The organism is Leisingera sp. ANG-S5 (assembly GCF_000813925.1).
In the GTDB taxonomy this organism is placed as follows: Bacteria; Pseudomonadota; Alphaproteobacteria; order Rhodobacterales; family Rhodobacteraceae; genus Leisingera.
In genome coordinates this window covers 501,257-515,473 of record NZ_JWLH01000001.1, presented here as the reverse complement: position 1 = coordinate 515,473, position 14,217 = coordinate 501,257, and the positions used below count along the sequence as shown (strand labels likewise).

Sequence of the window (14,217 nt, the reverse complement as noted above, 5' to 3'; positions counted from 1 at the left end):
AGCAAGAAAACCCTCTGGGGCAGACGGCCAGTAAGATTGAATTTTAGATAGTCTTACGCGGCGGCAATGCAGCAATGGAAAATCATCGCAAATTATTGTTATTGCTACATTTTTCACACGGCAACTTGATTATTTCCAATCAAAATCATGCATAGAAGGCGCATATTTTTGGGCAAATGCGTCACGAGCAGCCGGACCTTGCCGCATGTAGCGGATGGCTCGGCCGCCCGGTCAAATTTTCTCAAGACTGTCCATTTGTTCCATTCACAAACCGTTATTCTTTACATGCTTATCAGCAATAGCAACGGGACTTTTCCCGCTTAGCGTGTTTTTTGTTTAAGGAAGAAGACGATGTCACTACGCGCGCAAATCCTGGCGCTGATCACGGTCCCCTTCATCGCCCTGGCAGCGATTGGCGGACTAAAGGCTGCCGCAGACTGGGAGCGCTTTCAAAACGCGCGGGCAACGCAGGCCGAAACCCGAAGCTCTGTCGCGCTGATGGAAGCTATCCACCATCTGCAGGTTGAACGAGGCCTGTCAGCTGCCTTCCTGTCCTCCGGCGGCAATTCCGCCGCTGCCGGGCTGAACGAAACCCGGATCAAAGTGGACGCCGCCATGCAGAGGGTACCGGACACTGCGGGCGCCTCACTGCAGCATCTGTCCGAGCTGACCAGCCTTCGGCAGGCAGTCAGCGATCTGGCTCTCGAACCCGGCCAGATGGGCGCGCGCTACTCCGCAATGATCGGCGCTTTGCTAAAGGACGCCAGCCGGCAGTTGCTGCACCAGAAGGATGCCCGCCTTGCACAGCTCGGCGCCGGGCTTGTCAGTCTTGCCTACGCCAAGGAGGCCGCAGGCCAGCAGCGGGCGGCAGGCGCAGCCGGGTTCGGCCTGGGCAGCTTCAACCTGACCCTCTACCGCTGGTTCACCCGTACCGGCGCAGTGGAACACCAGTTGCTGGATATTGCGGGCCTTGCCTTACGAGAAGTGCTGGCTGGCCAGGACCTGCGCGCCGGGCTCGCGCCTGCGGGTCTGCCCGGCATACGCGACGAGGTGCTGGAAGCGGGCCCAGGCGCACTGGCGCCGGGCTATGCCGCCAAGGAGTGGTTTGACCGGGCAACCCAATGGGTCGGTTCGCTTCGCGACTCGGAAATGACCGTAACGGATCAAATGATTGCAATCTCCGCGTTTGAGGCCGCCCAATCCCGGCAGGCCCTTATTGTGACGCTGGCAGCGGTCGCCGCTTCGCTGATTGTCAGCGGTGCCATCGGCCTGCGCCTGATCACCGCCTTCACCCGCCAGTTCGGCGCGCTGCAGACGGACCTGGACCGGCTGGCCCGCAAGGAATTCGATTTCGAACCGGCACATCTGGAGGCGAAAACGGAAATCGGCAAGCTCAGCCGCGCGATGGAGAAAACCCGCACCGCTCTGGCAGCCGCTGACGAGAAGCTCGCGAATATCGAGGCGAGCCGGATCGCCGACCGCGGAGCGGTTGTAGGCAAGCTGGACGACCACCTCGCCCGACTGTCCGGCCGCGATCTGGAATGCACCATTGATGAGGCCTTTCCGGAGGAATACGAGCAGCTCCGGCAAAGCTTCAACACCACGGTGGCAACCCTGAAGGAAACCATTGAACAGGTGATTTCCGCGGCCAGCAGCATCCACAACGGCGCAACCGAAATCAGCACCGCCTCCGACGACCTGTCGAGCCGAACCGAAAGCCAGGCTGCCACCCTTGAGGAGACCGCCGCTGCGCTTGAGCAGCTGACGGCATCAGTCAAATCTTCTGCAGACGGCGCCCGCGGTGTGGAGCAGACGATGCAGGAAGCCCGCAGCGAGGCCGAGGCCAGCGGCGAGGTTGTCCGCAAAGCGGTGACCGCGATGAATGAGATTGAGCAATCTTCGGTCAGGATCTCGCAGATCATCTCCGTGATTGACGACATCGCCTTTCAGACCAACCTGCTGGCGCTCAACGCCGGAGTGGAAGCTGCGCGGGCCGGAGAAGCCGGCAAGGGATTCGCCGTGGTTGCCAGCGAAGTGCGGGCGCTGGCGCAGCGTTCTGCCGACGCCGCAACCGAGATCAAGGCGCTGATTGGCGACAGCTCCAAACATGTGAAGCAGGGTGTCGATCTGGTCGGTGAAACAGGCGAGGCGCTGACCAGTATCGTCGGCAGGGTCAACGACATCTCGCAGCTGGTTTCCAGCATCGCCGAAGGCGCCGCGGAGCAGTCCACCGGCCTGACCGAGATCAATACCGGTGTCGGCCAGCTGGATCAGGTCACCCAGCAAAACGCTGCCATGGTGGAGGAAGCCACAGCCGCAGGCCACATGCTGCACAGCGATGCAGGCAAACTGGCAGAGCTGATGGCCAAATTCAAAATCTCAGGTTCCGCCGGGAGCGCCGTCCCCAGCAAACCTGCGGCGGCCGCTGCACCGGCCTCTGCCACCGCCCACAGCGTTGACATAGACTTTGGCGACGTGGTTCCGGTTCCTGCCAAAGCGGCCAACGGTGGGTGGGAAAACTTCTGAAGCCGCACCCTTTTACAATTGGAAAAGGCCAGTTCTACGAACTGGCCTTTTCTGCTGGGAAGCCCGCCGCAACCTTGGCGTCTGCTGTCAGGCTGCGTCCTGATCCGCCTGCTGGCGTTGCCACAACCGGGCGTAACGGCCATCCTGCGCCAGCAGATCCTCATGGGTGCCGGTCTCCGCAATCTCACCCTGCTCCAGCACCACGATCCTGTCAGCCTCGGCGATGGTCGACAGACGGTGGGCAATGGTGATCACCGTGCGCCCCTGCCCGGCCCGTGCCAGCGCCTCTTTGATCTCCTGCTCGGTGTCAGTGTCCAGCGCCGAAGTTGCCTCATCCAGCAAGAGCACCGGCGGGTTCTTCAACAGTGTCCGCGCAATCCCCACCCGCTGCTTTTCACCGCCCGACAGCTTCAGCCCGCGCTCGCCGACCTGGGTGTCATAGCCCTCCGGCAGCGCCATGATGAAGTCGTGGATCTGTGCGTCCCGCGCCGCCTGTTCGACATCCTCCTGGGTGGCCCCGTCGCGGCCATAGGCGATGTTGTAGCGGATGGTGTCGTTGAACAGCACAGTGTCCTGCGGCACTACGCCGATGGCGTGATGCAGACTTTGCTGAGTCACCTCCCGCACGTCCTGACCGTCGATCTTCAGCGCTCCGCCGGTCACATCATAAAAACGAAACAGCAGCCGGCCGATGGTCGATTTCCCCGAGCCGGTGGAGCCGACAATCGCCACGGTCTGGCCCGGCTCCGCCTCCAGCGAGATGCCCTTCAGGATCTCGCGCCCGGCATCGTATGAAAACTGCACATTCTCGAGCGTGATGCGCCCGCCATTGACCTTCAGCTCGCCGGCGCCCGGCCTGTCGCTCACATCAGCGGGCTGTTCGAGAAGGTCGAACATCTCTCCCATGTCCACCAGGCTCTGGCGGATTTCTCGGTAGACGGTGCCAAGGAAGTTCAACGGCACAGTGATCTGAATCATGTAAGCGTTGACCATGACAAAATCGCCCACGGTTAGGTTGCCCTGCTCCACCCCGATGGCGGCCATCACCATCACCCCGACCAGACCTGCGGTGATGATCACGCTCTGGCCGAAATTCAGCGCCGCCAGCGAATAGGCCGTCTTGAGCGCCGCCTGGGCATACCCCCGCATGGCGCCGTCATAACGTTCTGCCTCGCGTTCCTCGGCAACGAAATACTTGACGGTTTCAAAGTTCAGCAGGCTGTCAATGGCCTTCTGGTTGGCGTCGGTGTCCTGCTTGTTCATCTCCCGGCGCAGCTTCACCCGCCATTCTGTGACTGCGAAGGTGAACCAGACATAAAGCCCGATGGTGACGGCCACGACGACCAGGTACCAGGCGTCGAACAGCACCGTCAGGATCACCGCGACCAGGGTCAGCTCCAGGATCAGCGGGCCGATGGAAAACAGCATGAAGCGCAAGAGGAACTCGACGCCCTTCACCCCGCGCTCGATGATCCGGCTGAGGCCGCCGGTCTTGCGGGTGATGTGATAGCGCATCGACAGGCGGTGAATGTGGGTGAAAGTCTCCAGCGCCAGCCGCCGCAGGGCGCGTTGCCCCACAGGCGCAAAGACCGCATCCCGCAGCTGCTGGAAGCCGATGGTCAGGATCCGCGCCATACCATAGGCCACCGTCAGTCCCACAGCCCCAAGCGCCAGCGGCGGCACGCCTTCGCCCGCCAGGCTGTCCACCGCGCCCTTGTAGAGCATCGGGGTATAGACCGCGATAAATTTGGCCAAAACCAGAACTGCCAGAGCCAGCACCACCCGCACTTTCACCGCGCGATTGCCCTCGGGCCACAGATACGGGCCCACCTTGCGCAAAGTGCGCAGGCCGGAGCGGCGTTCGTCCTGTGCGATGTCTGCTTGTGGCGGCGCGGCGGCCTGATCAGTCTGGGTCATGGCTGTTCCTGGCTAGACACCTCCAGATATTCACCTGTTCACGGTTTTGCGAGAGGCGTGCTGAAAAAACGCGCCGCAAGGGCGCGTTTCCCAGGGTTATTCGGGGATGGTGAAGACTTGCCCCGGGTAGATCAGATCCGGGTTGCGGATCGCGTCCTTGTTGGCCTCGAAAAGCCTCACATAGAGGAAACCACTGCCATATTTCTCTTGCGAGATGGCCCAAAGCGTATCGCCCTTCTGGATCGTCACTGCGCGCACAAGCGGCGCTGGCAGGTCCGGGTCCGCATCGCGCTCCGGCTGCGGCAGCACCTCCGGCGATTCCCGTTTGAAGGGGGTTTCCAGACGGCTCATGACCTTGCCTGAGGAGGTTTCGATCTCATCCAGGCGCAGGGTGTAGACACCCGGTGCCACATCCGCCAGCCGACCGTTCCAGCGGCCGTCCTGGGCTGCATCCAGTTCCGCGACCACCTGATTGTCCACATAAACCCTGACCCGCGACTTCGGGCGCGCGCGCCCGGACAGTTCAACCCCGCCAGTGCCATTGTAGCTGATGGCGTCCAGCGCCACTTCCTTGTTCAGGTCCGGATCGGCGGGAACTGCGGGCTGCACCACTTCTACCCCGTCCTGATCGGCACGCAGCACGGCCACAGCCTGCCCTTGCGGCTGAGGCGGCTCGGGTTCGGCCGCAGGAACTGTCTCTGCCGGAACAGGTTCCGCTGCCGCGGTCTCAACAGTGTTTTGACCACCTTGCCCGGTTGCCGCAGTGCTTTCCGCGTCCTGGCCGCCCTGCTCAACCGCTGCCGGCTCAGCCGCGGCCTCAGTTTCATCTGCTTGTCCAGTCAGCTGCTCGTCTGCAGCCGGTTCGTCTGGAACCAGTGACGCTACCTGCTCTTCAGTTTGCTCAACCGCACGCTCCGTTGCAGTTTCCGCAGGGGCGACTGGCGCCAGAATAAAGGACGCGCCAGAGGCGCTTTGCGCGCCCTCATGTTCTGCCAACAACGACACAACTCGGGCCTCCGAACTCGACGCAATGGAGGTTAGTGCAACAAACTCGCCACCCGCCGGCACCTCCAGCTGTTCCAGCACCACGCCGTCCAGCAGCACCGAAACCTGCACGCCTTCCTGTGCCCGGCCGGCAATCACCGCGGCCCCGTCGCTATCCACACGCACCAGATCCAGCTCCGGCGCCTGCAGGACAAAGACATCTTCTTTGGATGTTTCGGGTGCCGGTTGGGATTGCTCCGCAATCCCCTCAGGCTCGGACAGCGCTGCCAATTCGGTGGTCTGATCTGATGCTTCCTCTGCACCTTCACCGGTGCCAGTCTCCGCAACGGCGGCTGCCTCTACAGAAGTTTCTGTATCAGGCGCGCCAGTTGCGGCTGCAACCTGATCTGAAACCTCCGGTTCCGCACCGCTGGCATCTTCCGCAATCAAGTCCTCCGGCTGCTGAACACCGTCAACAGCTTCAACCGCTTCAACCTGATTGCCCGCAGCCTCCTCAATGGCCCGGTTCTGCAGCGGCTGTCCCGATTCCTGACCCTCGCCGGAAAACGCGCCGCCGCCGTCAGCAGCCTGCCCGGCCGCCTGTTCGCTCACCACCGCGCCATCGGGCGCAACCGTGCCAAACATCCCAAGCTGGTACAGCACCACGCCGCCTACGACCACAACCGTGCCGGCAATACCGCCAAGTGTGAGGGCCCCCAGACCCCCGCTTCCAGATGCATCCGCCATGTCTTTCCCTTCGGCAATTGCGGAATGTGACCTTCCGCTTAGTTGAGGGAATCTAACAACCCCGCTATCACGGGTCAAAACACCAATTGGTTTTCACCTTGATATTCCACGGAAAGGCTGGCCGATGAGCATCAAATCCGTCTGTGTCTACTGCGGATCGCGCGCGGGTGTTCTGCCCGCCTACGCCGAGGCTGCCCGCGCATTCGGCACCGCGCTGGCCGATAACGGCATGCGGCTGGTCTATGGCGCCGGCGATGTCGGCCTGATGGGCGAAGTGGCGCGCGCAGCGCAAAAGGCCGGCGGCAAAACCTTCGGGGTTATCCCCGGCCACCTGGAACGGCGCGAGGTGGGGAAATCAGACCTCACAACCTATGTTGTCACCGAGACCATGCACGAGCGCAAAAAGGTGATGCTGTGGAACGCCGATGCGGTGGTTGTGCTGCCCGGCGGAGCGGGATCGCTTGACGAACTTTTCGAAGCCCTCACCTGGCGCCAGCTGGGCCTGCATTCCAAGCCGATTGTGATCCTCAATACCGAAGGCTACTGGGACAAGCTGCGCGATCTGCTGGAGCAAGTGGTCAGCCAGGGATTTGCCGGTCGGGAAACCGCAGATCACCTGATTTGGGCCGACACCCCGGTGGCTGCAATCGCCGCCCTGCGCGACGCCCGTTCCTGACGCAGCGCCGAGACCGAAAACACCGCCACCGCGCTCCAGATCAGCGCAAAGGCGGTGCCATGCCAGGGGGTGAACGGCTCGGCAAAGACCAGCACCGCGACCAGGAATTGCAGCGTCGGGTTCAGGTATTGCAGTACCCCGACTGTTCCCAGCCGCACCCGGCGGGCCGCATAGGCAAACAGGATCAGCGGCAGCCCGGTCAGGATGCCGGAGAACATCAGCATCAGCGCATCCTGGAACCCTCCCAGAAAACCAGCCCCACCGGTCATCCAGATGATCGCCAACGCAACCGGCAACAGCAGAGCAACTTCCGCAGTGACAGATACCACCGGCCCCAATGGCAGTTGTTTCTTAACAACACCATACAGGGCAAAGCTGAAGCTCAGCGCCAGCGGAATCCAGGGCGCGGCCCCCAGCCCGAACGACAGCACCGCCACAGCCAGCGCCGCCAGCCCTACCGCGGCGCCTTGGGCCCGCGTCAGCTGCTCACCGAAGGCAAGCCTCCCCAGCAGAACGCTCAGCAGCGGAAAAATGTAATAGCCAAGGCTCGCTTCGGTCGCATAGCCCACCTGCACCGCAGTGATGAAGATAAACCAATTCAATGAAATCATTGCCGAGGCAAACACCAGCAGCAAGGCACTACGGCGGGTGGACAACGCCGTCCCCAGCGCGCTGATACGCCCCTGACACAGCAGCACGATGGCAAAAAACACAAACGACCACAGCGCCCGGTGCGACAGCACCTGCTCCGGCGGCACATGCGACAATGCCTTGTAGTAAATACCGGAAAGCCCCCAAACGGTGCAGGAGGCACAGAGTGCCAGAACCCCTTTTTGTGCCTCTCCCATGACATGCTCCCGCCCGGCTGCCGTTTCACAGACACCGGGCAGAAGCGCGGGTCAACCCTGCTCAGCTGTTACGCAGCGCATCTTTCACCAATTCTTCGATCCTGGTGATCTCATGTCCGGTCAGGTTCTTGCTGATCTCCCCGATCACGCGGTCGGAAACTTCCTTGTGCAGGGTCTTGCGCAGTTCGCCCAGGACTTCCGGTGCGGCGACCAGAACCAGCTTCGCGAATTCACCGCGGTGGGCCATCTCATACAGCTTGTCCGACAGATCCTTTGCAAACCGCTCCTTGGCCAATTGGTGCCAATCGGTGTCGTCCACGGCAGAGCGGTGGACGCTAGGGCCGTCGTTGAACCGTCCCGGACGGTTGGCGGATTGCTCCCGGTCCGGCGGGTTTTCCTGCTCATCCTTGCGGCGCACCTGCAGGAAGGGGTCGTCACCATCGACGGTGTTTTCCAGGAACAGCGCCTTCTCACTGTCAGCCACCAGGACATAGGTGCCGTAGGAAAGCCGGGTCATTACTTCTCCTCCTGCTCATTGGACTTACGCACCCGTGTCGCCCCTGCCGGACGCTCCTTGGCGCGCTTTTCCTCGTCTTCGCTGCCAATTTCCCGGGCCAGCCGCCCGCCGGTGCGCCCGCCATGAGAGACGCTGCCCTTTTCGCCCAGTATGCCTTTGGTTTCCTGGTGTCCGTCCATGGACCTCTTGCGTTCAGCCATAATGGTCCTCCTTTCGTACACCGGACCAACGCACGAAACCCCGCCCGCGTTCCGGGCAAAAAACGCGTCGAAGCCACACGAAAAAGCCCGCCGGAGATCTCCGGCGGGCCTGAATAAGCCAATATGCGGCATGTGCCTTACATGCGCGAGGCGACGTTTTCCCAGTTCACCAGGTTGTCGAGGAAGTTCGACAGATAAGCCGGGCGCTTGTTGCGGAAATCGATGTAGTAGGAGTGCTCCCACACATCGCAGCCCAGCAGCGCGGTCTGGTTGAAGCACAGCGGGTTGACGCCGTTTTCGGTCTTGGTCACCGCCAGCGAGCCGTCAGCGTTCTTGACCAGCCAGGCCCAGCCGGAGCCGAACTGGCCCGCGCCAGCGGCGGAGAACTGCGATTTGAACTCATCGACCGAGCCGAAGGATTCAACCAAAGCTTTCTCCAGTTCACCCGGCATTTTGCTTTCACCCGGGCCCATCATTTCCCAGAACTGGTTGTGGTTCCACAGCTGGGAGATGTTGTTGAAGATGCCGTTCTGGGCAACCGCGCCGGCGTCATAAGTGCCTTTGATGATCTCTTCCATCGACTTGCCGTCCCACTCAGTGCCGGCAATCAGCTTGTTGCCGTTGTCGACATAGGCCTTGTGGTGCAGATCGTGGTGGTATTCCAGGGTTTCCGCCGACATGCCTTTGGCGGCCAGGGCGTCGTGTGCATAAGGAAGATCGGGAAGTTCAAAAGCCATTTTGGCCCCCTGTGAAATAAGTTTGCGTTCCTGCGCAGATACATGCTGTGTGCGCGCTATCAGGTCAAGGGGCCTAGGCGTGAAAACACCGCAGGACCCATGTGCAAAAAACTAGTGGTTACCAAGAATTCCAGGTCTCAATGCTGAACAGTCTTCAAGCAGCAACAGACCTTGTTAGCGCGCATATTGTCCACCAAAGGATGAGCTCGCATTGCCGTGCGACATTATCCGCGGACCTTGCAACTCTGGTTCCGAACTGTTTAGCCCTTCTTGACCTTGCACTTACCCCGCCCGCGCGGCAGGTTTTCGTAGCCGGTGATCACGCCACGGATCGACAGGGTGTTCTGCTTCATATTGAGAACCCCGGTGTACAAACCATCCACTTTGGTTCTGGCGTTGCCGACCGGGATATCATTTACACGCCAGTCCAAGTTGTAGGAAATCTCATTGCGCCGTTCAACGCGTGCCTCAAGAGGCTCACCAACAAGTTCGTGAATGAAACCATCATAAATCTTTGCCGACTCATCCTCATCGTTCCACATCACGATGACCCTAGGTGCAATCCAGCCATTGTTGGTGAAGGCTTTGATCTCACAATCATAAACCGTCTCGGCAAAGGCCACCTGCCCCGCGAAGCTGACGGAAGCTGCTATCCCGGAAAGTGCAAAACGTAGCATCTGTTTTTCTCCAAATTCATCCCGGGGTTGTTTGCAGCCGAAGAAAAGAAAGGCAAGCAAATTCCAACGTCAAAAGAACACGTTTTCTACTACTGCGATTTCAATGCGACGCAATACATGCGTGCCAGCTAAGCCAGCAGGTCAGCCTTCGTTCTGAGCCAGCAAAGACAGGCTGCGGAGCATTTCGCAATGACCCTGTCCACGTGGCAGTACCCCATCCTGACCGCTGCGCTCTGCCTTGATGCTCATTTTGTGGTTCGCAGTGTTCAAAATCGCCCGGAATCGAGGCTTGGGCCGTCCAGCGTCTCCACCGACAGCCAGTTTCGGCAACGCCCAATTCAGCATATAAGAGGTTTCACTGTGCTGCATCACCCTGGCATTGACCGTCACGCCAAAGACCATATCGGTGATCACAGCGCCGCTGAAGTCATCCGCGAACTTCAGGCTGAAACGGCTGGGAATCCACTCTGTTCCGGAAATCGGTTTCAGGCTGCAGCGAAAGCCGGGCCCCGCGATAGCCGCGGCACCTCCAAGCGTTAGTACAAGTGCAAAGAACCCGCAAAACCGCAGACCCATGGGCAGCCCCCCGAAACATCGTCACGCAGCCACCTCCCCCCAAGGAAACAGCCAGAATTCAACCGCTTGCAAAATGCGCAAATGGAAACCTTCCGGGAACGGGCACAAAAAAGGTGCCCTGGAAAGTCTCCAGGGCACCGTAAATGACGCGCAAAGGCGTCACAAGCAGAAAGCGAGTGATAATTTTAGTAAACACCCACTTTACTTTGCGGATGCGCCCCTGCGCTCAGCAGTTTGAACACATATTCACCAACCGAGCGGAAGCAGACGATGTAGAAGCTGCCGTCGTCGTTCAACCAGAAGGCGCCAGCCACCTGAGCCAGGCGCGAGCGGCGGAACTGGCCGGGCTTGAAGGCCGCAGCGTCAAAGTCCACCGGGCTCACCTTGCCCAGAACCTCGCGCGCACCCTCGCCCGACAGGCGGAAGAAGGCACGGGCGTCGGAGACGTTTACAGCCAGAGCATGCTCGCCTTTCAGCGCCTCGGCCACTTCCGCGGTCTTGGCAACTGCATCCTCGTAAGGCACCAGCAGCAGCAGCTCGTCCGGGGACATCCACGCAGCGGCGCCGTTTTCGGCAACCGAGATGGAGCCCTGCGCCGGAACCTCGGCGCCGGTGGCGGCTTTGACAGCCGCCTTCAGCGCCTTGGATCCCAGATCGCCGCGCAGGGTGATCATACCCTGCAGACCGGCATCCTCGACGGTGGCCAGACCCGAGAAACGGGCGCCGCTCAGTACGGAAACAGCCTTAGACATTCTGCTTCTCTCCATCCTTATCGTAGAAGACCGGATCAACGATCTTGGCTTTGTAGGTCTTGCCGTCAGTGCCGGGGAACTCGATTACTTCGCCCATCCGCTTGGGACCATGCTTGACCAGGCCCATGGCGATGCCGCGGCCCAGGGTCGCGGAGTGATAGGTCGAGGTGACCCGGCCGATCATGTTACGCTGGCCGTTGGCGTTGACGCCTTCACCCAGGGCATAGGCGCCGTCAGGCAGCACCGAACCGTCGACGGTTTCCAGGCCAACCAGCTGCCAGCGGTCCGGATCAACCATGTGCGAACGCTGCTGCGCGCGTTTGCCCAGGTAGTCTTCCTTCTTCTTCGACAGCGCCCAGTGCAGCCCCAGATCCTGAGGGATCACGGTGCCATCGGTCTCGTCGCCGATCATGATGAAGCCTTTTTCGGCACGCAGGATGTGCAGGGTCTCGGTGCCATAAGGCATGACGCCGAATTCCTTGCCCGCTTCCATCAGCGCATCCCAGAACGCCTGGCCTTCGGAGGCTGCAACCGCGATCTCATAGGACAGTTCGCCCGAGAAGGAGATCCGGTAAGCACGGGCGTCGAACTCGCCGATCTTGCCGTCACGCCATTCCATGAACGGCAGCGCCTCTTTCGAGACATCCATGCCGCCGCCCGCTGCCGCATTCAGCTTCTCCAGCACCTTGCGGGCGTTGGGGCCGACCACAGCGATCTGGGCGTACTGTTCGGTCACGTTGGCGACATAGACCTTCATGTCCCACCATTCGGTCTGCAGCCACTCTTCCATCCAGCCGTGGATGCGCTCGGCGCCGCCGGTGGTGGTGTGGCACAGGAAGGTGTCCTCGTCGATGCGGGCAACCACACCGTCGTCCATCAGGAAACCGTTTTCGGTGCACATCAGGCCATAGCGGCATTTGCCCGGCTTCAGCGTCGACATCATGTTGGTGTACAGCATGTCCAGAAACTTGCCTGCGTCGGGGCCTTTGACCACCAGCTTGCCCAGCGTCGAGGCGTCCAGCAGGCCGAGGTTCTCGCGGGTGTTCTTCACCTCGCGGTTCACCGCTGCATGACGGTCCTCGCCCGGCTTGTTGATGGAGAACGGGCGGCGCCACTGGCCAACCGGTTCCCAATCCGCGCCGTTCTTGTCGAACCAGTCGTAGATCGGCGTCTTGCGCACCGGCTGGAAGATCTCGGCCCGTGCTTCACCCGCAATCGCACCCAAAGAGATCGGGTGGTACGGCGGACGGAAGGTGGTGGTGCCCACCTGCGGGATTTCCGAGTTCAGGCTGTCGGCCAGAATGGCCAGGCCGTTGATGTTGGACAGTTTGCCCTGATCGGTTGCCATGCCCAGCGTGGTGTAACGCTTGGTGTGCTCGACGCTCTCATAGCCTTCGCGGGCCGCCAGCTGCACGTCCGACACTTTCACGTCGTTCTGATAGTCCAGCCAGGATTTCATGCGCAGCTTGATGTCTGCCTTGGCAGGCATCAGCCACACTGCTTCCATCTGCGCTTCCGCTTCGGACTCGCCCTTGGCAGCCGCCACGGATTTCGCCGGGAATCCGGCCGCTTCAGCTGCTTTCGCGCCAGCCGCAGCTGCATCTTCCAGCAGCGCGCCCAGGCCGAACTCGCCGTTTGCGGCACCAGCAGGCACCACAAAGCCGTTGCCGTCGTGGCCCAGCGGCGGACGGGAGGCATCGGGGCGGAAATTGGCGTTCACCTCGTCCCAGATTAGCTTGCCGCCGCAATGGGACCACAGGTGGACCACCGGCGACCAGCCACCGGACATGGCAACTGCATCGGCTTGCACGGTCTCGCGCGCGCCGCCTTCGCCGTTCTGGGCGCAGATGGCGACCTCAGTCACGCATTTGCCGTCCTTCACCTTGGCGATGGCACGGCCCAGTTCGACCCGGATGCCCTTTTCGCGGACAGCTTCCATCAGCGCGCCGCCGCCGGTTTCGCGGGTGTCGACCACGCGGACCACTTCGACGCCGGCGTCATGCAGCACCAGCGCGGTGCGGTAGGCGTCGTCGTTGTTGGTGGCAACCACCACCTTCTGGCCCGGGTTGATGCCCCAGTTCACCACATAGTCGCGCATTGAGGCCGCCAGCATCACGCCGGGAACATCGTTGCCGGCAAAGGACAGCGGACGCTCGATCGCACCGGTTGCGGTGACGATCTGAGAGGCGCGGATCCGCCACAGACGGTGGCGCGGGCCGCCCTGGCCCGGTGCGTGGTCGGTCAGGCGCTCATAGCCCAGGGCATAGCCGTGGTCATAGACGCCGGAACCCATGCAGCGGTCGCGGAGCGTAACGTTGTCCATGCCGCGCAGCTCTTCCAGGGTCTTTTCGATCCAGACCTCGGGCGCTTCGCCGTCGATGGTGCCGCCGTCAACCGGCGCACGGCCGCCCCAGTAGCTGTTCTGCTCCAGCACCAGAACCTTGGCGCCGGAGGCCGCAGCCGCCTTGGCCGCCTGCAGGCCGGCAACGCCGCCGCCGATGACCAGCACATCTGCAAAGAAGTAGAAGTGCTCGTAAGTGTCGGCGTCTTTCAGTTCCTTGTCTGGGGCTGCGCCCAGGCCTGCGGACTTGCGGATGATCGGCTCATAGACGTGTTTCCACAGCGGACGCGGATGGATGAACATCTTGTAGTAGAAGCCGGCGGTCAGGAAACGTGACAGCTTGTTGTTCACCGCCAGAACGTCGAACTCCAGGCTCGGCCAGTGGTTCTGCGACTGCGCGGTCAGGCCCGAGAACAGCTCGGTGGTGGTGGCGCGCTGGTTCGGCTCGTAACGGTCGCCCACACCCAGCTGCATCAGCGCATTGGGCTCTTCCGAGCCGGATGCGACAACGCCGCGCGGGCGGTGGTATTTGAACGAGCGGCCCATCATCACCTGGCCGTTGGCCAGCAGTGCGGACGCCAGGGTATCGCCGGCAAAACCCTGCATGGATTTGCCGTTGAAGGTGAAGGCGATCTGTTTGGAGCGGTCGATCAGCCGGCCGTGTTTGGCAAGACGCGTGCTCATGGGCGCAGACCTTTCAAGAGAAAAGCGGGTGTTTC

The 14,217-nt window shown here is 61.4% G+C and carries 12 protein-coding genes; 2 read left to right on the top strand and 10 right to left on the bottom strand.

The window, feature by feature from the left end:
- The first annotated feature begins 351 nt into the window (after positions 1–351).
- Positions 352–2,526 (top strand): methyl-accepting chemotaxis protein, encoded by a 2,175-nt coding sequence (locus RA25_RS02565; protein WP_039169884.1) that lies wholly within the window; start codon positions 352–354, stop codon positions 2,524–2,526.
- A gap of 87 nt (positions 2,527–2,613) precedes the next feature.
- Here the strand turns inward: RA25_RS02565 and RA25_RS02560 are convergent, their stop codons facing one another.
- Both RA25_RS02560 and RA25_RS02555 read right to left on the bottom strand, forming a co-directional pair.
- A complete protein-coding gene (locus tag RA25_RS02560; protein WP_039146376.1) occupies positions 2,614–4,443 on the bottom strand; it encodes an ABCB family ABC transporter ATP-binding protein/permease in 1,830 nt (609 codons plus the stop codon).
- Between the two features lie 96 nt (positions 4,444–4,539).
- A complete protein-coding gene (locus tag RA25_RS02555) occupies positions 4,540–6,174 on the bottom strand; it encodes a LysM peptidoglycan-binding domain-containing protein (protein WP_039169883.1) in 1,635 nt (544 codons plus the stop codon).
- Positions 6,175–6,298: 124 nt separating this feature from the next.
- On the opposite strand from RA25_RS02555, the gene RA25_RS02550 reads away from it, so the two are divergent.
- The gene (locus RA25_RS02550; RefSeq protein WP_039169879.1) at positions 6,299–6,850 is read left to right on the top strand and encodes an LOG family protein; all 552 of its coding nucleotides are present in this window, start codon (positions 6,299–6,301) and stop codon (positions 6,848–6,850) included.
- Here the strand turns inward: RA25_RS02550 and rarD are convergent.
- From rarD to RA25_RS02510, 8 genes are all read right to left on the bottom strand, one after another.
- Complete coding sequence (gene rarD / locus RA25_RS02545) at positions 6,787–7,698, bottom strand: EamA family transporter RarD (RefSeq protein ID WP_039146384.1); 912 nt, start codon at positions 7,696–7,698, stop codon at positions 6,787–6,789. The genes RA25_RS02550 and rarD overlap by 64 nt on opposite strands.
- 61 nt (positions 7,699–7,759) lie before the next feature.
- Positions 7,760–8,215, bottom strand: a complete 456-nt coding sequence (locus RA25_RS02540) for a host attachment family protein (RefSeq protein WP_039169878.1) — start codon at positions 8,213–8,215, stop codon at positions 7,760–7,762.
- A complete protein-coding gene (locus RA25_RS02535) occupies positions 8,215–8,415 on the bottom strand; it encodes a hypothetical protein (RefSeq protein ID WP_039169875.1) in 201 nt (66 codons plus the stop codon). The genes RA25_RS02540 and RA25_RS02535 overlap by 1 nt, the downstream gene beginning before the upstream one ends.
- Positions 8,416–8,552: 137 nt before the next feature.
- Positions 8,553–9,152 carry a superoxide dismutase gene (locus RA25_RS02530; protein ID WP_019295431.1) on the bottom strand — a complete coding sequence of 200 codons (600 nt, stop codon included), beginning with the start codon at positions 9,150–9,152 and terminating at the stop codon, positions 8,553–8,555.
- A gap of 260 nt (positions 9,153–9,412) precedes the next feature.
- Positions 9,413–9,889, bottom strand: a complete 477-nt coding sequence (locus RA25_RS02525; RefSeq protein ID WP_039151773.1) for a hypothetical protein — start codon at positions 9,887–9,889, stop codon at positions 9,413–9,415.
- Positions 9,890–9,970: 81 nt separating this feature from the next.
- Positions 9,971–10,405 (bottom strand): hypothetical protein, encoded by a 435-nt coding sequence (locus RA25_RS02520; RefSeq protein ID WP_019295429.1) that lies wholly within the window; start codon positions 10,403–10,405, stop codon positions 9,971–9,973.
- Between the two features lie 185 nt (positions 10,406–10,590).
- Positions 10,591–11,157, bottom strand: coding sequence for a sarcosine oxidase subunit gamma (locus tag RA25_RS02515; protein WP_039169872.1), 567 nt, complete (start codon positions 11,155–11,157; stop codon positions 10,591–10,593).
- Positions 11,150–14,182: a sarcosine oxidase subunit alpha family protein gene (locus RA25_RS02510; protein WP_039169869.1), complete on the bottom strand. Its 3,033-nt coding sequence runs from the start codon at positions 14,180–14,182 to the stop codon at positions 11,150–11,152. The genes RA25_RS02515 and RA25_RS02510 overlap by 8 nt, the downstream gene beginning before the upstream one ends.
- Positions 14,183–14,217: the final 35 nt, after the last annotated feature.

Excerpts from the sequence above, each read along its gene's own strand:
- RA25_RS02535 (WP_039169875.1), bottom strand. The coding sequence starts at position 8,415 with ATGGCTGAACGCAAGAGGTCCATGGACGGACACCAGGAAACCAAAGGC.
- rarD (WP_039146384.1), bottom strand. The coding sequence starts at position 7,698 with ATGGGAGAGGCACAAAAAGGGGTTCTGGCACTCTGTGCCTCCTGCACC.
- RA25_RS02515 (WP_039169872.1), bottom strand. The coding sequence starts at position 11,157 with ATGTCTAAGGCTGTTTCCGTACTGAGCGGCGCCCGTTTCTCGGGTCTG.
- RA25_RS02555 (WP_039169883.1), bottom strand. The coding sequence starts at position 6,174 with ATGGCGGATGCATCTGGAAGCGGGGGTCTGGGGGCCCTCACACTTGGC.
- RA25_RS02520 (WP_019295429.1), bottom strand. The coding sequence starts at position 10,405 with ATGGGTCTGCGGTTTTGCGGGTTCTTTGCACTTGTACTAACGCTTGGA.
- RA25_RS02560 (WP_039146376.1), bottom strand. The coding sequence starts at position 4,443 with ATGACCCAGACTGATCAGGCCGCCGCGCCGCCACAAGCAGACATCGCA.
- RA25_RS02550 (WP_039169879.1), top strand. The coding sequence starts at position 6,299 with ATGAGCATCAAATCCGTCTGTGTCTACTGCGGATCGCGCGCGGGTGTT.
- RA25_RS02530 (WP_019295431.1), bottom strand. The coding sequence starts at position 9,152 with ATGGCTTTTGAACTTCCCGATCTTCCTTATGCACACGACGCCCTGGCC.
- RA25_RS02510 (WP_039169869.1), bottom strand. The coding sequence starts at position 14,182 with ATGAGCACGCGTCTTGCCAAACACGGCCGGCTGATCGACCGCTCCAAA.
- RA25_RS02565 (WP_039169884.1), top strand. The coding sequence starts at position 352 with ATGTCACTACGCGCGCAAATCCTGGCGCTGATCACGGTCCCCTTCATC.
- RA25_RS02540 (WP_039169878.1), bottom strand. The coding sequence starts at position 8,215 with ATGACCCGGCTTTCCTACGGCACCTATGTCCTGGTGGCTGACAGTGAG.